Source organism: Streptomyces sp. NPDC048211 (assembly GCF_043202315.1).
In the GTDB taxonomy this organism is placed as follows: domain Bacteria; phylum Actinomycetota; class Actinomycetes; order Streptomycetales; family Streptomycetaceae; genus Streptomyces.
In genome coordinates this window covers 26,782-41,570 of sequence record NZ_JBIDAD010000025.1, presented here as the reverse complement: position 1 = coordinate 41,570, position 14,789 = coordinate 26,782, and the positions used below count along the sequence as shown (strand labels likewise).

At 71.9% G+C, this 14,789-nt stretch carries 27 protein-coding genes; 1 reads left to right on the top strand and 26 read right to left on the bottom strand.

The window, feature by feature from the left end; translation table 11 throughout:
* Window positions 1-100 precede the first annotated feature (100 nt).
* From ACGFZA_RS40495 to ACGFZA_RS40390, 22 genes are all read right to left on the bottom strand, one after another.
* A complete protein-coding gene (locus tag ACGFZA_RS40495) occupies window positions 101-760 on the bottom strand; it encodes a plasmid partition protein (protein ID WP_393685927.1) in 660 nt (219 codons plus the stop codon).
* 147 nt (window positions 761-907) lie between these two features.
* Window positions 908-1,441, bottom strand: coding sequence for a hypothetical protein (locus tag ACGFZA_RS40490; protein ID WP_393685925.1), 534 nt, complete (start codon window positions 1,439-1,441; stop codon window positions 908-910).
* Complete coding sequence (locus tag ACGFZA_RS40485) at window positions 1,438-2,127, bottom strand: hypothetical protein (protein ID WP_393685923.1); 690 nt, start codon at window positions 2,125-2,127, stop codon at window positions 1,438-1,440. The genes ACGFZA_RS40490 and ACGFZA_RS40485 overlap by 4 nt, the downstream gene beginning before the upstream one ends.
* Complete coding sequence (locus tag ACGFZA_RS40480) at window positions 2,124-2,561, bottom strand: hypothetical protein (protein WP_376343554.1); 438 nt, start codon at window positions 2,559-2,561, stop codon at window positions 2,124-2,126. Before ACGFZA_RS40480 ends, ACGFZA_RS40485 begins: the two co-directional genes overlap by 4 nt.
* An 88-nt stretch (window positions 2,562-2,649) precedes the next feature.
* Window positions 2,650-3,078 (bottom strand): NUDIX domain-containing protein, encoded by a 429-nt coding sequence (locus tag ACGFZA_RS40475; RefSeq protein ID WP_393685922.1) that lies wholly within the window; start codon window positions 3,076-3,078, stop codon window positions 2,650-2,652.
* 22 nt (window positions 3,079-3,100) lie between these two features.
* Window positions 3,101-3,280 carry a hypothetical protein gene (locus tag ACGFZA_RS40470; protein WP_334647011.1) on the bottom strand — a complete coding sequence of 60 codons (180 nt, stop codon included), beginning with the start codon at window positions 3,278-3,280 and terminating at the stop codon, window positions 3,101-3,103.
* Window positions 3,280-3,792, bottom strand: coding sequence for a hypothetical protein (locus ACGFZA_RS40465; RefSeq protein WP_393685920.1), 513 nt, complete (start codon window positions 3,790-3,792; stop codon window positions 3,280-3,282). Before ACGFZA_RS40465 ends, ACGFZA_RS40470 begins: the two co-directional genes overlap by 1 nt.
* Entirely contained in the window at window positions 3,792-3,995 is a 204-nt protein-coding gene (locus ACGFZA_RS40460; protein WP_393685918.1) for a hypothetical protein, read from the bottom strand. Before ACGFZA_RS40460 ends, ACGFZA_RS40465 begins: the two co-directional genes overlap by 1 nt.
* 26 nt (window positions 3,996-4,021) lie before the next feature.
* Window positions 4,022-4,300 (bottom strand): hypothetical protein, encoded by a 279-nt coding sequence (locus ACGFZA_RS40455; RefSeq protein WP_393685916.1) that lies wholly within the window; start codon window positions 4,298-4,300, stop codon window positions 4,022-4,024.
* The gene (locus ACGFZA_RS40450; RefSeq protein WP_393685914.1) at window positions 4,297-4,737 is read right to left on the bottom strand and encodes a hypothetical protein; all 441 of its coding nucleotides are present in this window, start codon (window positions 4,735-4,737) and stop codon (window positions 4,297-4,299) included. The genes ACGFZA_RS40455 and ACGFZA_RS40450 overlap by 4 nt, the downstream gene beginning before the upstream one ends.
* Complete coding sequence (locus ACGFZA_RS40445; RefSeq protein ID WP_393685912.1) at window positions 4,734-5,411, bottom strand: GGDEF domain-containing protein; 678 nt, start codon at window positions 5,409-5,411, stop codon at window positions 4,734-4,736. Before ACGFZA_RS40445 ends, ACGFZA_RS40450 begins: the two co-directional genes overlap by 4 nt.
* Before the next feature lie 91 nt (window positions 5,412-5,502).
* Window positions 5,503-5,805: a hypothetical protein gene (locus ACGFZA_RS40440; RefSeq protein WP_393685910.1), complete on the bottom strand. Its 303-nt coding sequence runs from the start codon at window positions 5,803-5,805 to the stop codon at window positions 5,503-5,505.
* 118 nt (window positions 5,806-5,923) lie between these two features.
* Entirely contained in the window at window positions 5,924-6,124 is a 201-nt protein-coding gene (locus ACGFZA_RS40435; protein ID WP_393685908.1) for a hypothetical protein, read from the bottom strand.
* Window positions 6,121-6,387, bottom strand: coding sequence for a hypothetical protein (locus ACGFZA_RS40430; RefSeq protein WP_393685906.1), 267 nt, complete (start codon window positions 6,385-6,387; stop codon window positions 6,121-6,123). Before ACGFZA_RS40430 ends, ACGFZA_RS40435 begins: the two co-directional genes overlap by 4 nt.
* A complete protein-coding gene (locus tag ACGFZA_RS40425) occupies window positions 6,384-7,349 on the bottom strand; it encodes an AAA family ATPase (RefSeq protein WP_393685904.1) in 966 nt (321 codons plus the stop codon). Before ACGFZA_RS40425 ends, ACGFZA_RS40430 begins: the two co-directional genes overlap by 4 nt.
* Window positions 7,350-7,443: 94 nt before the next feature.
* On the bottom strand, window positions 7,444-7,611 hold the full coding sequence (locus ACGFZA_RS40420; RefSeq protein ID WP_393685902.1) for a pRL2-8: 168 nt from the start codon (window positions 7,609-7,611) through the stop codon (window positions 7,444-7,446).
* Between the two features lies 1 nt (window position 7,612).
* The gene (locus tag ACGFZA_RS40415; protein ID WP_393685900.1) at window positions 7,613-7,951 is read right to left on the bottom strand and encodes a hypothetical protein; all 339 of its coding nucleotides are present in this window, start codon (window positions 7,949-7,951) and stop codon (window positions 7,613-7,615) included.
* A complete protein-coding gene (locus ACGFZA_RS40410; RefSeq protein ID WP_393685898.1) occupies window positions 7,948-8,532 on the bottom strand; it encodes a hypothetical protein in 585 nt (194 codons plus the stop codon). Before ACGFZA_RS40410 ends, ACGFZA_RS40415 begins: the two co-directional genes overlap by 4 nt.
* 124 nt (window positions 8,533-8,656) lie before the next feature.
* Window positions 8,657-8,947, bottom strand: coding sequence for a hypothetical protein (locus ACGFZA_RS40405; RefSeq protein WP_393685896.1), 291 nt, complete (start codon window positions 8,945-8,947; stop codon window positions 8,657-8,659).
* Window positions 8,944-9,468: a hypothetical protein gene (locus ACGFZA_RS40400; RefSeq protein ID WP_393685894.1), complete on the bottom strand. Its 525-nt coding sequence runs from the start codon at window positions 9,466-9,468 to the stop codon at window positions 8,944-8,946. Before ACGFZA_RS40400 ends, ACGFZA_RS40405 begins: the two co-directional genes overlap by 4 nt.
* A gap of 28 nt (window positions 9,469-9,496) precedes the next feature.
* On the bottom strand, window positions 9,497-9,958 hold the full coding sequence (locus tag ACGFZA_RS40395; protein WP_393685892.1) for an RRQRL motif-containing zinc-binding protein: 462 nt from the start codon (window positions 9,956-9,958) through the stop codon (window positions 9,497-9,499).
* A gap of 257 nt (window positions 9,959-10,215) precedes the next feature.
* Window positions 10,216-10,998 carry a hypothetical protein gene (locus ACGFZA_RS40390; protein ID WP_393685890.1) on the bottom strand — a complete coding sequence of 261 codons (783 nt, stop codon included), beginning with the start codon at window positions 10,996-10,998 and terminating at the stop codon, window positions 10,216-10,218.
* A gap of 91 nt (window positions 10,999-11,089) precedes the next feature.
* On the opposite strand from ACGFZA_RS40390, the gene ACGFZA_RS40385 reads away from it, so the two are divergent.
* On the top strand, window positions 11,090-11,308 hold the full coding sequence (locus ACGFZA_RS40385) for a hypothetical protein (RefSeq protein ID WP_119611690.1): 219 nt from the start codon (window positions 11,090-11,092) through the stop codon (window positions 11,306-11,308).
* Between the two features lie 80 nt (window positions 11,309-11,388).
* On the opposite strand, the gene ACGFZA_RS40380 is transcribed toward ACGFZA_RS40385, so the two are convergent.
* The 4 genes from ACGFZA_RS40380 to ACGFZA_RS40365 all read right to left on the bottom strand — a co-directional run bounded on the left by ACGFZA_RS40380 (window position 11,389) and on the right by ACGFZA_RS40365 (window position 14,732).
* A complete protein-coding gene (locus tag ACGFZA_RS40380; protein ID WP_119611691.1) occupies window positions 11,389-11,886 on the bottom strand; it encodes a hypothetical protein in 498 nt (165 codons plus the stop codon).
* A gap of 84 nt (window positions 11,887-11,970) precedes the next feature.
* Window positions 11,971-12,174, bottom strand: a complete 204-nt coding sequence (locus ACGFZA_RS40375) for a hypothetical protein (RefSeq protein ID WP_393685887.1) — start codon at window positions 12,172-12,174, stop codon at window positions 11,971-11,973.
* Between the two features lie 43 nt (window positions 12,175-12,217).
* On the bottom strand, window positions 12,218-12,406 hold the full coding sequence (locus ACGFZA_RS40370; RefSeq protein WP_054219701.1) for a hypothetical protein: 189 nt from the start codon (window positions 12,404-12,406) through the stop codon (window positions 12,218-12,220).
* A 40-nt stretch (window positions 12,407-12,446) separates the two neighbouring features.
* The gene (locus tag ACGFZA_RS40365; RefSeq protein ID WP_393685885.1) at window positions 12,447-14,732 is read right to left on the bottom strand and encodes a hypothetical protein; all 2,286 of its coding nucleotides are present in this window, start codon (window positions 14,730-14,732) and stop codon (window positions 12,447-12,449) included.
* Window positions 14,733-14,789: the final 57 nt, after the last annotated feature.

Genomic DNA, 14,789 nt, shown 5'->3' with positions numbered 1-14,789 from the left:
GGGCCGGTCAGGCACGACGACGCTCTCTGACGTGGCGGTCGCGCTGCTGGCGGGAGACTGCTGGGCGCCCTTGTCGGCCGCCGCTCGGAAGTCGCGACGCTTAGGCACTCTTGACCAGCCCCCGTGCCTGCATCTCGGTGACCAGCTCACCGAACGGTCCCCTGGCCGCGTTCTCGACAGGGAAGCCTGTGGCCTGCTTGATGTCGTCCAGGACCGGGATCTTCACCGTGAGCACGTTGTATTCGGCGTCGGTGAGCAGGCCCCGGATCTCACCCTCGCTGCGGACGTTGGGGCGTACTCGGTTGAGGAGCACCCACATCGGCGGGGCGGTGCGTGAGGGCCTGTCGAACGCGGAGCGGCCGACCATGGTCTTGACCGGGGTAGAAGTGCGCGGCTGGTGGACACGCTGGTAGTCGGCCATGGAAGGTTCCATGTGGACGATGACCAGGTCGGCCACCTTGAGCACGCTGTCGGCGATGTGCGGGTGGTTCTCGGTGTGACCGACATCGACGATGTCGATCCCGTCTTCTCCGAGCGGCGTGTACTCCTCAGCAAACTTGGCGGAGGCGTTGCTCTCGACAGGGAAGGGGAAGCCAGCGAGTTCGGACCACTGCGTGAGGTGCTCGGATTCGTCCGCGTCCCACAGCTGCACGCGGTATCCGGCTTCGTGGAATGCGTGTCCCATCATGCCGGTGTCGGTCGTCTTGCCCATACTTCGTGGGCTGATGTTGGCGATGAGCACGGCGGGGTCTCTCCTCATGCGGTGGCTACCTTCCGCATGATGCTGCCACGTCTCCCGCTCCCCGAGGACAGGCGCCACATCACAAGTCGCGACCACATCGGCCCTGAAACGAAAAAAGCCCTGCACCCCGTGTTGACGGAGTGCAGGGCTTCGAGGTGCTGAGCGTCACGCCGCCAAGGTCGCGGGCGCGCCTTCATCGGGGTTGGGGAGGCTGGCGGCGGTTGCCGGGGCGGCAGGGTGTCGCATGGCGGTGATCGGAACGGCCCCGGGTTCGGTGGCCGGCGCCCACACCATGCGCCAGGTGTCGTCCCACTCGCATCCGCAACCGCCGTGATCAGGGTGCGGGTGCCGTAAGAACACGCCCCAGGTCTGGACGGCGCGCGGGATGCGGGGGATGAGCTCCGAGGGGTCGTCGCCGGGGTACAGGTGCAGGTTCCTCCACCCGTGGATCCGGGACATGTACGCGGCGGCGGCCTCGATGGCGTCGGCCCACCGCTGGTGCCCGAGGACGATGAACGCGATCGGGTAGAGGTGATCCTCGGTCGGGTCGTCGATCCCGGTGACGTACAGGCCGCGATGGGCGACGAAGCCGCTGTCGGCTGCGTCGTCGGCGCAGGGCGTCCAGAGCTGTTCGACGGGGTGCGTGGTGCCGTCGTCGCCCTCGCTGGTCTCGATCTCGTACAGGGCCGGGGCGGTCATGCGCTCACCCCCGCGACGGCGGCGTCCAGGAGCGCCACGGCGTCGGCCTCGTACGGGTCAACGAACAGCTGGTGGTCGCTGACGTCGAACGGCGCGTTCCGCGCGGAGACGCGGAACCCGGGCACCGCAGTGGTCTCCCGGCCTTCCAGGGCGGCGGTGAGCCGGTCGTAGTCCTGCTGGGCGTGCCGGGTCTGGGTGTACGGGCCGACGCGCAGCAGGGTGAAGCCGTCGAGGCTGTCGTCGCGTCGGCGGGCCTCGATGTAGAGGGCGTAGTGCGCGAGCTCCATGCCGACGTCGTCGGGCAGGGGGAGGTTCGCGGCGGCGTGGGTGAGCATCGCGTATCCGGGCTGCCAGAAGCCGAGGATCGCGCTGGTCTCGCAGCGGAGCCAGCCGCGTTCGGTGTAGCCGAGCTGGCGGCCGTGGAGGTAGGCCGCGGCGTGCGGGGTGTCGGGGTGGACCAGGGCCACGGCGATCACGTCGGGGCCGTGGTCGTCGCCGGGCCGGGTGTGCGCGCGTTCCACGAACGGCCCGACCCGCACGGCGATGTCCTGCGGGTGGCCGGGCGCCCAGGGCTGCGGGTTGCGTACGGCGGTGAGCATCGCGCGGAACTGGTCGACGACGGCCTGGTCCTCGGGCGTGACGTCGCCGGGCGCGTTGCCACAACGGCGGAACAGGTGACGGATCATCGGGCGATCTCCTCCTCAGAGACGGTGGCAGGGGCGGCGGGGGGTGTCTTGAGCACGCGCGGCAGATGGGCGTGAAGGTGCTCGACTTCGACCTCACGGCCCCGTGCCCGGAGTTCGCGGGCAAGGATTTCCGTGAGGCCGCATGCACGGTGCCGGCCTCCCGCACATCCGATGCCGATGCGGCGGGGGCCGGCGGGCAGGTCTGCGTAGTCGGCGAGGTTGGCGAGGAGCTCGCGGGCGCCGGGGGTATTCAGGACGACGTCTTGGACGCGGGGGTGGAAGCCGTCGAGGTCGAGGATGTCGCGGGCGGCGGCCGGGTCGCGGAGTCGGTCGCGGACGTCTTCGATCCGGTCGGCGGCGGGCGGGACGGGCTGGCCGTCCGGGCCGGTGGGCAGGTGCAGGTAGCCGAACGAGATCAGGCGGATGGGTTCCACGAAGGTGCCTCCGGGGTCGCTGGGTGAGGGGCAGGAATGGCGGAGCGCCGCGCCCGGCCGGGAAGGTCGGGCGCGGCGCTCCGATGTCTCAGGGGGCGAGGGCCACGGCCGCGCTGAGGATGTCGGTGTGGTCGAACGCCAGCCGCTCCGGCAGGTCGTCCAGGGGCCACCAACGGGTGGTGCGGGCGTCGTCCCCGGCGACGATCGCGGTGTCGGCGGGAACGAGGGCCATGTACGCGACGGTGACGTACCGGCCGCGCGGGTCGCGCTCGGGGGCGTCCCAGACGCCGATCGGGCGCAGGTTGTCGGCGGCCACCTGGACGCCGGTCTCCTCCGACAGCTCGCGGGCAGCCGCCGCGCGGCTCGTCTCACCGGGGTCGACGTGACCACCCGGAAAAGCCCAGTGGCCTTCGTACGGCGGCCAGTCGCGCTCGATCAGCAGGACGTTGCCGTCGGGAGTCAGGGCCACCACGTCGGCGGTGTAGCGGATCGTTTCGAACGTCTCGGTCTCGGTCATGTGCGCCTCTCGGTGGGACGGGTCAGTGGGTGGTGTCGGTGACTACGAGGAACTGGTCGCTGCCGAGGTCCATCACGACGTGCGCGTCGCGGCCCTGGGCGCGCTGGGCGGCGGCGTATTCGTCGGCGGGCCACGAGCCGCGGGGGTGGCCGGCGGGGAACCGCTCCAGGACGGTGCGGGTCTGCGCGGTGGTCGCGGGCATCACGCGTCACCGCCGTTCACGCGCTCGTGGATGTCGATCAGGGTGGCGATGGCGTCGGGGTTGTCCGCGAGGCCGACCCACTGCCCGCTCGCGGTGAAGACGGGGACCTGGTCGCGGTCGGCCTCGAAGATGACGCAGTAGTCGCCGTACCGGTCCATCACCGTGTCGCGCAGGACCGGGATGAGCCCGGTGTCCAGGACCTCCAGTGCGCCGATGGTGAGCCGGGCGGGCTCGCCGGGCGTCTGCGGCTGGTCAAGGGTGCCGGTGACGCGCAGCAGGTCGCCGGGCTGCACGCCGTTCAGCAGTTCGTGGGTGACGCGGGAATCTCCGCTGGTGCAGGACACGATCGTGTCGGGGGTGTCCTGCGCGGTGATCTCCGCGTCGGTGAGGTCCGCATCGACGGCACTGACGGCAGCGGGCCGGACGATCAGGTCGAAGGTGGCGTTGCCGCGCGGGCCGGGGGCGGGTATCGCGTCGACCCAGCCGTCAACGGTGCAGTGCTTGGTGTCCATCAGCTGGCCTCCGCCAGGGTCTGGGTGGGGCGAGGGGAGCGGGGTCGGGTGGTGCGCTGAGCGATGTCCAGGAGCTCGCGGTTGCGTCGCTTCTGGGCGTCGGTGAGCGGCCGGTCCGCCGGGCGGTGGCGGTGCCAGAGCGGGGACGCGGGCGGCTCGGGATAGGCGAGGGCGTGGTCGACGTCGCGGTCGGTGCTGCTCATGGGGTGCCTCCAGCTGGAGGTAGAAGTCAGGCGTGGTTGTCGTCGCGCCGGCGCTTGGGCTGGACGTCGGAGGCGAACCTCCCGAGGCGTGCCTCGGTGGGGTGCTCGGAGATCCAGGACTCAGCGCACACCTTGTGAGCGGGCTCCCCGGAGTGGGAGCGCAGCGGTGTGGGCTGCTCGCACAGCGCGCAGGGGCGCATCTGCCAGTGGTCGTAGTGCTGGCTGTCGCGCCAGTCGAGAAGGCCGCCGGGAGCCGGGACACAGCCCGGCTCGAACGGCGGCTTCTTGTCTCGCTTGCGGGTCACGGCCGGAAGTCGGGCAACTGCTGGAACACCTGCGCCAGCAGATCCGGCGTCGGCTTCCAGGGACCGAGCTGCCCGCCGACGGGAACGGGCAGGGCGAGCTCCTGGACGTCGGCGAGCACCAGGTGCCACTTACCGGGCTGCGCCCACTCGGTGCAGGGCGGGGAGCCGTCGGGGTCCTGGTGGCAGTCGGTGATCCGGGCGACGCCGATCACGGCGCCGGTCACCAGCTCGCGGCCCCGGATCGTGCGGGCGACCAGCGGCAGGCGCAGGGCGGGCCGGTCGATCTCCAGGCCCGCGTGCAGGAGCACCCAGCCGGTCCGCCATGCCCGGGGCCGGTTCTCAATGGTCTTCGCGCCGGTCAGGATCGCGGTGGTCCACGGCTGTTTGATGCTGATGCCGCGGATCCAGTCGCCCTCGGGCAGGGTCGCGACGCTCATGCGGCTCGCCCCCACACCGCTGTACCCGGGCGCCCGGAACGGCGGCCGTTGATCGACGGCACCGTGGCGTGCTGCGCCGCCGCGAGGACCGCGTGACCGGAGTGCTTGCCGTCGTACAGAGCTGCGTCGGCCGCCCTCTGGAGCTGCGCCAGATCGCGTACGCCGATCACGTCCGGTGTCGCGGCGCCGACCGACGCGGCGACGTCGACAGTGCGGCCGTCGTCCAGGACGACCGGCGTGTGCAGCATCCGCACCAGCTGCTCCAGGCGCTGCTCGCGGGTTGCGGCGGTCAGCTGAACGACCACGGCGAACTCATCGCCTCCGAGGCGGCCGATCGCGGCGCGCGGGCCCGCCCATGCGGTGAGCCGGGCCGCGATCGACGCGAGGACCGCGTCGCCCGCCAGGTGGCCCATCGTGTCGTTGACGGCCTTGAAATGGTCGGCGTCGATCATGACCACGGCCGTGTCGTCGCCGTGGCGGGCCAGGAGCCGGCGGGCGCGGGCGGTGTACGCGTCACGGCGCAGGAGACCGGTCAGCGGGTCACGCCGGGTCTTCGCGAGCTGCTTGTGCAGCGCGACCGCGTGCACCGCCCAGCCGGTCAACGGCAGCGCGGCGGTGGTCAGTAAGAGGGTGCGCTGGCCGATCTGGCCCTGAACGCGCAGGAGCGAGGACATACTTGGGTTCTCCGTCTCGTCTCGTACGGGATGGATGGGCCCGGGACAGTCGTCGAAGCCGGTCAAGCAGAGCGGCTGTCCCGGGGCAGAGCTACAGGTCGATGGGCCTGGAGTTGAGCCAGCTGTACGGGCTCCTCCAGCGGCCGGCCTTCGCGGCCGTCCAGTCGAGCTCCCAGCCGGACCGGTATCCGCAGGCGCACCAGCCGTCCGGGCGCCCGTGGGGAATCTCGAGTCCGGCCTCCGACGCGGCGCGTGCCGCGTCATAGACCTCGTGCGCGGCCTGCACGGCGGCGCTGCGGCTGTCGGCCCGGCCGGTGAAGACGTGTACGCCTTCCAGGCCGGGCCTCTGGCTGCTGTGTGCGGGGACGTCGACCTCGAAGTAGGGCAGGTCCATGACGTCCATCTCCTCTCGTGATCGTGGTGAGGGACCACCGCGACCGCCCCGGCCCCGGCGCGGTGGCCGGTGTCGGGGCAGCACGGAACGTCCGTCACGCCGGTGAGGGCGGGGCGGGTCAGAACTCCAGATGGATCGTGATGGGCCGCCGGGAGTCACCGGCGTTGGTGTGGACCGTGCGGCGGTGCGCGGTGAGTCCGGCGCCGCCGCCCTGGATCGGGAGGTGGCAGTCCGGGCAGCCGCGGACCCAGTCGTCACCGGCCGGGAGGTCGGCCGGGGTGAGCGGGTGCGGGTGCGGCCCGTCGGCGGCGCGGCTCACCGGTCCCCGCCTCCCGCCGCCTGCCGGTCGGCGAGGGCCAGGAGCTCCGCGGCGAGCTCCGGCGCGGACAGGATGGTGCGCAGGATCGAAGCGAAGCCGGACCGCTCGATGGGGTTGAGCCGGTCCCACACGGCGTGGGCGTCACCGTGAGCGCCGACGGCCTTGAGGTAGTCGTCCTCGGTGGTGGCGGTGTGCTCGACACCGCACCGGCCGCACCGGAAGACGGCCTGGTCCCAGCCGCACGCGGGAGCCTTGGTCGTCATCCGCTGATCGCCTCCAGGGCCTGCTCTTCGAGGTCGGCGCGGCCGTCGGGATCGTCGTCCTGGTCGTCGTCGCCGGTGTTCGGGCCGTGGACGGTGCAGACGATGTCCTCGTCGTCGTCCAGGTCGCCGTTCAGCGCGCGGAACAGGCAGGTAACGCTGTACGCGGGCACCCAGGCGCGGCCGGTGCATTCGTCGTCATGCGGGCAGGGCACGGCGACGTCGAACCCGTAGTCGCCCTCGCCGTCGACGTTCGGACGGAACGCGAGGGTGAGGTACATCTGACCGAGGCGGATCTCCGCGACGCGGTCGCCGCCGGCGATGTTCGAGCCGTCCTTCCACCGCCACAGCGGCAGGATCTCCGGGCCGAACACCCGGCGGGGGAGCAGCAGATCACCGAGGCCGTCGCCATCGTCCAGCCCGAGGTCGGCCTGCCGCCTCTCGCTGAGCCGCTCCAGGAACGGCAGCAGCTGGTAGAGGCTCTCGGAGTAGGCGACCTCGATGAAGCCCTCCGACTTGAGGCCGCGGTGGTGCGAGTCGACCATGTCCTTGCGCTGCCGGATGACGACCTCCTCCGGCACGCGGCGGTTGACCGGCCGCGCGCCCTGCCGGTCCACGCACACCATGCCGGGCGTGGCGACCATGAGCGCGATGGGGAGCATGCCGTGCCGCTTGGCGGCGGCGACCAGCGGCTCCCTGGAAGCGCGGGTGACGTTGGTTGCGTCGATGACCGTGAACAGGTGCCGGCGCATCCTCGCCTCCAGGAGCAGGTGCAGGGCGGCGACGGCGTCGCCGGTCGCGTCCTGGTCGCCCGCGTCGTCGCTGACCGTCTCGCGCAGCGCGTCCAGGGACAGGACCTGCGAGGCGGGCCAGGTGTTCGCGATGGTGGTCTTTCCGGCTCCGGAGGGGCCGATGAGGACGACCAGGCTGTTCTTGGGCATCTGCGGGTAGTACGGCGCGGTCATACGGATCTCCTTGCGGATGAGGGGTGCCGGGCAGCCCGGATGAGGCGCTGCCCGGCGTTGTCTGTGAGCAGGACGGCGGCGTCGCGCAGCGCCGTCAGCGAACGATCATGTGGTCGGGGTGGCCGTTGTTCATGTGGTCCACGCACTGCGGGCAGTCCTGGCGCGGGCCGAGCCCTGCGTGTGCCTGACGGCTGGCGTACGCGTGGTACCAGCACTGCGTGCACTGCCCCCGGGGCGGGTTCTCCGCCTTCGTGTTCGCCATCTCAGCTGCCTCCCTGCGGGTGGAGGGCGCGGGCTGCCCAGATGAGGCGCTGCCCGGCGTTGTCTGTGATCAGGGCGGCGGCTTCGTGCAGCGGGCAGGAGGCGTCGCCGTCGCGGTCGGGCTCGATCTGCTCGGCACGGCGCGCGGCGACGGTGACCATCTGCGCCAGGGCCGGGATGAAGCCGCCGGGCGGGTCGGTGTCCTCGATGAGCTCGCGCAGGATCGCGGCGAGCTCCTCCTGGTCGACGTCGTCGGCGCTGAGGTCGTCCTCGATCTGCTGGAGAGCCAGGGAGGCGATGCCGACGGCGGCGCGGACGCGTTCGATGCGGGTGCGGCTCACCGGCGGGCGCCGGGGCGGGTGGTGAGCCAGGTGGTGACGGCGGCAGCGCCGATCCCGATCGCGCGGTGGAGTGCCGCGTCCAGCTCCATCCACGCACTGCCCGGCCCGTTGATCTCCTTGGTGACCGCGCCGTCGTCGTCGAGGCGGACCGCCTGGCAGTGCTCGATGTAGCCGGTCTTCTTGGTCTTCTTCGCCAGCCACAGCAGTAAGGCCCCGCGGTCGATCGCGGCATGCGTCGAGGCGTTGATGGCCGCGCCGGCGAGCAGAGCGGTCGGCGTGACGCGGTAGCCGAACGCGCGGGTGATCGCGACGGTTGCCCCGAGCTGCACGGCGGTGTACGAGGCGACGTGGCAGGCCACGGCACGCCTGCCGAGCGTGCTGGTGGTCATGGTCGGGCGGCTGGAGTCCGGTGCGGCGGGGGAGCCGTCGGCGTGGACCAGGTCCTTGCCGTACAGCCGCTTCCTCGATGCGGTCTTGCTGCCCTGGATCCAGTGGTCACAGGCAGGGTGCAGTTCGCCGAAGGTCGCCAGCAGGGTGCCGAAGAGGGCCAGGCGCTCGGTGGTGAGGGGCAGACGGTGCATGCTGGGGCTCTCCTGATCTCGGTTTCGGGTGAAAGGGGAGCGGGGCGGCCGGCCTCTTGCCGATGCTGCGGCCGACCCTGTGAGCGGGCTCCGCCCCGGCCTGCGTGGCCGGGGCGGAGGTCGTTCAGAACGGCGGTTCGTCCGGCCAGGCCGGGACGGGCAGGAGCCGGATGCGCAGCTCGCGCCGGGTTGCCCAGCAGTCGCATGCCTCCATCTCCGGGTTCGCGCCGCCGACCCACCAGCCGCCCGCGCTCCGGCAGTCGGGGCAGGAGCGGCGGGGCTGGGGCCTCAGCTCGATGCGGTGCCGGTCGGCGTACAGCCGCCAGTGGCCGGCCTCGAGGACGGCGGCGGCTGCGGCGACCGTGACGGGCACGGCGGCCGCGACCAGGACGGCGGTCCGGGCGCGCACCGTCACGGCCGGGCGAAGGGCTGGACGGTGAAGCGGAAGCCCTGCCCGGAGTCGGTGGGCGTCGCAACGAGGAAGCCCGGGTCGGCCTGCGCCATGTCGCTCAACACGTCTTTGATCCAGTCGGTGGGGCGCTGGAGGTCGACGCGGAGCCCGTTGAAGTCCGACAGGCGCACCTGGTGCGGCGTGTTGCCGTAGCGGCGGGCCCACAGCCGGGTGCGGATCAGCTTCGCGGCCTCGGTGTCGTCGGGCCGGGCGGGCACCCCGCGCGGCACCGCTCGGCAGGCGGCGGCGTGCGCGTTGGCGTCGCTGGCGGCCTCCGCCTCCGTCATCACGTTGCCCGCGCTGTTGCGGTCCGCGCGGTGGGTGCAGCCCAGGCACGCGGCGACGAAGCGCGGGGTGCCCCGGTCGGTGACGGCGGTGTAGACGAGGACGGTCGCGCCCTCCAGCGCCCGGTAGCGCTGGGAGACGACCGTGCCCTCCGGCGTCCAGGTCTCGGGAGCGGGGGCGGTGCGGGTGAACAGTGGCACGGTGACTCTCCTTCGAGGGGATCGTTGATCAGGCGGCGAGCCGGTGGGTCACCGGAGCCGTGGAAGCGAAGTAGGTGTCCGGGCTGGGCTCGTAGCCCCGGGCGCAGGGGTCGCAGCAGCCCTGGGTACGCAGCGGGAGGCAGAAGTAGTACCGACGCCTGCATTCCGGGCACGTAGATCTCGCGGCCATCGCCCGGTCCAGCGCCTCTTCCTGCGCCAACGTCGGCGTGCGCTTGGGCCGGGCGAGCGCCACGCTGTAGAGCCAGGCCCGGGTGGGATGGATGCACGCCTGGGCGGGTCGGTACGAGCAGCCCTTGCAGCGCAGCACCGCGACCGGTCCGTGTCCGCCGGGGCTCAGTCCGAGTTCGCGTAACTGTCGCCGGGTGACCAGGCCCTCGGGACAAGCGCGCCGGTCGAACTCCTCCAGCGTCGCGGTGCTGCGCGGCACGCGCTTGATCTCGCGGCGGCGCTTCTTCCGGGGGCGGGGCATCACCGGCTCCAGGCGCCGGGGAGTTGGTGGGGGCGGTGCGGATAGCGGGGGCCGGGGCGCTGCGGGCGGGGCCGGCCGATCCGGCGGCGCGGGCGGGGAATGAGCACGAGCGGTTCCTCCTGATGTCGGTGGACAGCAAGCGCCGCGCCCCGCCGACGTCGTGCTGTGCCGGCGGGGCGCGAGGTGGCCGGTCGGCCTGTCCAGCCCTCGCCCACCCGGGAACGGGGTGGGCGAGGACCAGGCGGAGCGACCGGAGGTCAGTCCCGGAACGGGCAGCCGCTGTGCGGGTGCTGTTCGGCGGCCGGGGCCGGGGGCTGGACGGGGACGTGGATCTCGGGCTTGACGGTGACCTTCGCGGGACGCCCGGCAACGACGCGGCGGCGCAGGGTCAGGCCGCGCATCGCGAACGCGGACAGGAACGTCCAGGCGAGGACGGCGAGCCCGGCCGCGATGGGGCGGCTGGCTGCCGGGGTGGTCGTCCAGACCATGAACACGGTGGCCGCGCCCCACGCGGTCCACATCGCGCGCACGCCGTTGTTCCGGGAGAGGTAGCCGAGGACCAGGCCGACGATGCCGGTGAGCAGCCACAGCGTGTAGACGGTGGACCCTTCGACGGCGAGGCCGGCGGAGTGCTGCGCGATGTACGTGCGCACCGGCTGGTCGACGACGGCGGCCACGCCGCTGGAGGTGTCGACGCCGACCTGCACCTTGGGCACGGCGGTGAGCAGCTGGTGCAGCGCGTCCAGGACGACTTCGCCGGCGGCCTTGGCCATCAGGACGACGAAGGACACTCCGGCCGCCATCAGGACGGCGCGGATCCAGGGGGCCATGTGCCGCGGGCCGTCCTCGGGGGCGCTGAGGACGTCCTGCCACATCTCGTAGAGGACGCCGTCGATGTCCCAGGCCCGGGTCCACCAGTCGCGCAGCCCGTCGCGCAGCGCGGCGAACCGCGGCGGCTTGGGCGGGGCCTTCGGGAAGGGCACGGGGAGGTAGGCGAGCTCCTGGCGGTTCTGGCCGGGGGTGTTGTCGTTGGACTGCACGGGGCAACTCCTTGTTGTCGATGCGGTGTTCACGGAGCGTGCGAGTGGGCCAAGCTGTGTGCGACAGGACCGGAGAGGGGAGGCGGCTGCGATGGGGTGGTTCACCCGCGATGAGCCGGAGGAAGTCGTCTTCGAAGAGGTCGTGGACACGGACGGGACGATCTGGCCCGCGTTCACCGACGACGACGGTGTGTTGTGGATCGACGTGGAGTACGACGTCGAGGTGACGGTCAACGGGGCGATCGTCGACGGGCAGATCCGGGGTGCCGAGGTCGACGGCGACGGCCGGATCTGGATCGACTACGACTGACCGCGAGGCCGGACGGCCTGTCCCGCACCCGAAGCCCGGCGCGAGTGGCGGGGTGTCGGATACGAGGCAGGGCGCCCGGGTCAGCGGACGTCGTTGCGGGTGCGGGAGAACATCCCGCGCTGGTTGCTGGTGTTGTTGATCTGCGTGTTCTGCACGACGGGCGCCTCGTACACGTTGTTCGTGACGGCGCTGCGGGCCTTGTTGATCGCGCCGCCGATCGCGGTGGCGACCATGGCGACGCCCGCGAACGGCAGGGTGACCATGAGGACGCCGTAGAGCGTGACGGAGGCCAGGCCCTGGAGCACGAGCCAGGCCCCGCAGCCGATGCCGGTGATGCCGGCGCCGACGCCGATGGAGGCGACCGCGATCCCGGCCGCCCACGCGGGCACGATCCGCTTGTCGTCCTGATGGACGGGCGGGGTGTCGCCGTACGCGGGCAGCGGGGTGTCGTCGCGGAACGACGTCGGCATGTGCCGCACGGGCGGCGTCTCGGTCTGGAAGGACCGGGCGATGATCCGCTCGGCTTCGGCCTTGGCTTCGGCGTCGGTGAGCGGGCGGGTGATGTGGTCGAAGTCCACGGTGATCTCCGTTTCGGGGCAGACGCGGGGCGCCCTCCCCGCCGGGTGGGCGGGGAGGGCGCAGGGGCGGGGGAGCGGGCGGGACTACTGCTGCCGGTCGGCGGCGGCTTCGAGCGCGCCGGGCGTCGGGTACTGCCAGTGCGGCAGCGGCTGGCGGCCCTCGGAGCGGACCACCAGGCCGTTGCGGCGGCCGGTGCGAAGCAGCTCGTTGACGAGCGCGCGGGCCTCGGGGCTGGCCGCCAGGACGTCGGCGGCGTCGTCGACCAGGAGCACCAGGGGTCGGTTCATCGTCGTGTTCTCCTTCTCGTTTCGGCGGGGTCGGGCGGGCTGGTCAGAAGCTGCTGATCCATCCGGTGACGGAGGAGACGGCGCTGGTGATCGTGGGGGCGATGCCGGTGCTGGCGAGGAAGAAGCCGAACAGGGCGACGGCGATGCCCGGCATGATCCGCTGGTAGCCGGTGCGCACGAGGATGAAGACGATGATGCCGAGGAGCAGGACCAGGGAGATCGACAGGGCCACGGGTATCGGTTTCCTTCGGTGAGTGGGTGGTGGGTGCGGGTCAGCTGTCGGCGAGCTGCCAGTGGCCGCGCTTGCGCGAGATGGCCAGGCCCTTCGCCTTGAGCTGGGTGCAGGCGTTGCTGACGCTGGAGGGCTGGAAGCCGGGCAGCGCGGCGCGCAGGTCCTTGAGCTGCTGGGGCCCGTCGGCGAGCAGTTCGAGGATCTGGTCCTGGAGGCCGGGCTCCTCACCGAGGTCGGGACCGCTGTCCCCGAACGGGATGCCGAACGGCGCGTCGAACGGGGCGGGTGCCTCATCGCCGTCGGCATCGGCGTCGGCGGCCGGGGGGCCGGCCATGGGCTTGCTGCCGGGTGCGTCGGAGAACGCCTGGGCGAGGGTCTCGCAGTCGGCGTACGGGTTGGTGTGCCGCACGCCGTAGATCGCGGCCCCGGCCTGCGCGGCCTTGGCCTCGCCCTCGGTCAGTCCGTTCGCCGGTTCGTCGCCGTACAGGGCGATCAGGTCGGGGTAGACGCCGTCGACCTTCTTCGCGAAGAACGTGCGCATGAACTTGGCGCGCCCGTCGAGGAACATGTACGCCATGCCCGCGGTGGACTCGCCGTCCTCGTCGTCCTTGCCGGAGAACAGGGCTTCGATCTGCCCGTCCTCGTAGATCCGGGCGGGGATGTTCTCCATCTGGAAGCCGGTCGGGGCGATGCCGTCCAGGCCCATCTCCTTGGTGGAGGAGGAGGCGGTGCGCATGAGGAACAGCGCGCCGACCTTGCCCTGCTGGCGGATCGCGTCGTCGTCACCGAGGTCCTTGAGGTGCAGGGACTGCACGGCGAGCCGGATGCCGATACCGACCTTGCGGCCGGTCTTCTGGATGTCGGCGATGAGGTAGGCGGTGGCCTTGCGCATCGCTTCGTCCGGGTGGGACAGCAGCCGGTTGATCTCGTCCAGCGTGATGTTGATGAGCGGCCACGGCCGGTTCAGGGCGAAGTCGCCGCGGCCCATCTCGTTGGAGATCCGCTCGCGGTACTTCATGACCGCGTGCGCGGCCGTGAGCATCAGCAGCGTCTCCACCGGGCCCTTGGCGAACCAGTCGACCCGGCCTTCCGCCTCGGGCAGCGACATGCCGCCCTGGACATCGCCGACCCAGGAGACGACGCCGGAGCGCTTCTCCGCGGCGAGGATCAGGTTCTGCAGGACGGACTTGCCCGCGCCGGTGACGCCGGCGGTGATGCCGCGCAGTGCGCCCAGTTCGGGGTCCCACAGCCGCATCCGGGCGGGCTTGCCGTCGTGGCAGACGCCGATGGTGATACGGCCCTTGGAGTCCATCGTCAGGTCTTCGACGGTGGCCTTGCGGACCTTCATCAGCGGGTTCGTCTTGTAGATGGAGACGACGCCCTGTCGGATGCCGTCGGTCTCGATGACCAGCCGGGAGGGGTCATCGATGCCGAACGCGGAGCAGATCGCCCGGTGCGGCAGGTGGATCTCCTTTCCCGGCGGGGCGGCGACATGCAGCACGATGCGGTGCGGCTCCGCCCGGTAGTTGACCAGGTCGACGCCGGGGGCGGCCTTGCCCGGGGCAGAGACCGCGCTATCCCACAGGCCCCGGATGCCTTCGGCTACAGCCTCAACGTCCTCGGAGGTGGGGCGGGCGACCAGCCGCATCCGGCCGGGCCCGGAGCCCTGCACCGGGCGGATCTTGACGGTGCCGACCGGGAAGTCGAATGCGGCGGCCAGCTGCACCTCGGTGAAGGTGGGCACCGCCTTCCCGGCCTGGGCGACGACGATGGCCTCGAAGTCGGGCCGGTCCGCGCGGAACGGCGCGATGGACACCAGGCGGGTGCCGTCGCCGGTGGCCTGCGCCCACTTCGCGGCGAGGAACTCGGTGTACGTCAGCTCCCGGGCGGGGCCGGCCTGCGCCTGATGCTCGGTGAGCTCCAGGACCAGGCCGGCGCTGCGGGTGAGCGGCGCCATCCAGCCCATCAGGGACGCCCACGCGGCGGGGGCGACGACCTCCCACCAGTTGAAGCCGGGGGTGATCAGGTTCGCCACGTAGGTGCCGGCGGCCGTCAGGAACGGGATCGCCCGCTGCGCCCGGGTCAGCACGTCCAGGCCCTGATCGGGGTCCTTGGTCTTCGCATACAGCCAGGCGAGGGTGCCCAGTCCGATCCCGCCGGAGGCGAGGTAGGACCAGGCGCTGTCGTCCAGCTGCGGGCCGACGGCCATCCCGGCGGCCGCGAGGGCGTAGGAGGTGCGTTCGGCCAGGACGCGCCGGTAGATGACGTGGCCCGGGACGCGCTTGGCGGTGTCGACGGCCGGTGCCGCCTGGTCGATGGTGCTCATCACTGCCTCCGTTCAGGGAGCGGGCAGCAGCAGGGGCCGCACCCGACAGATCCGGGT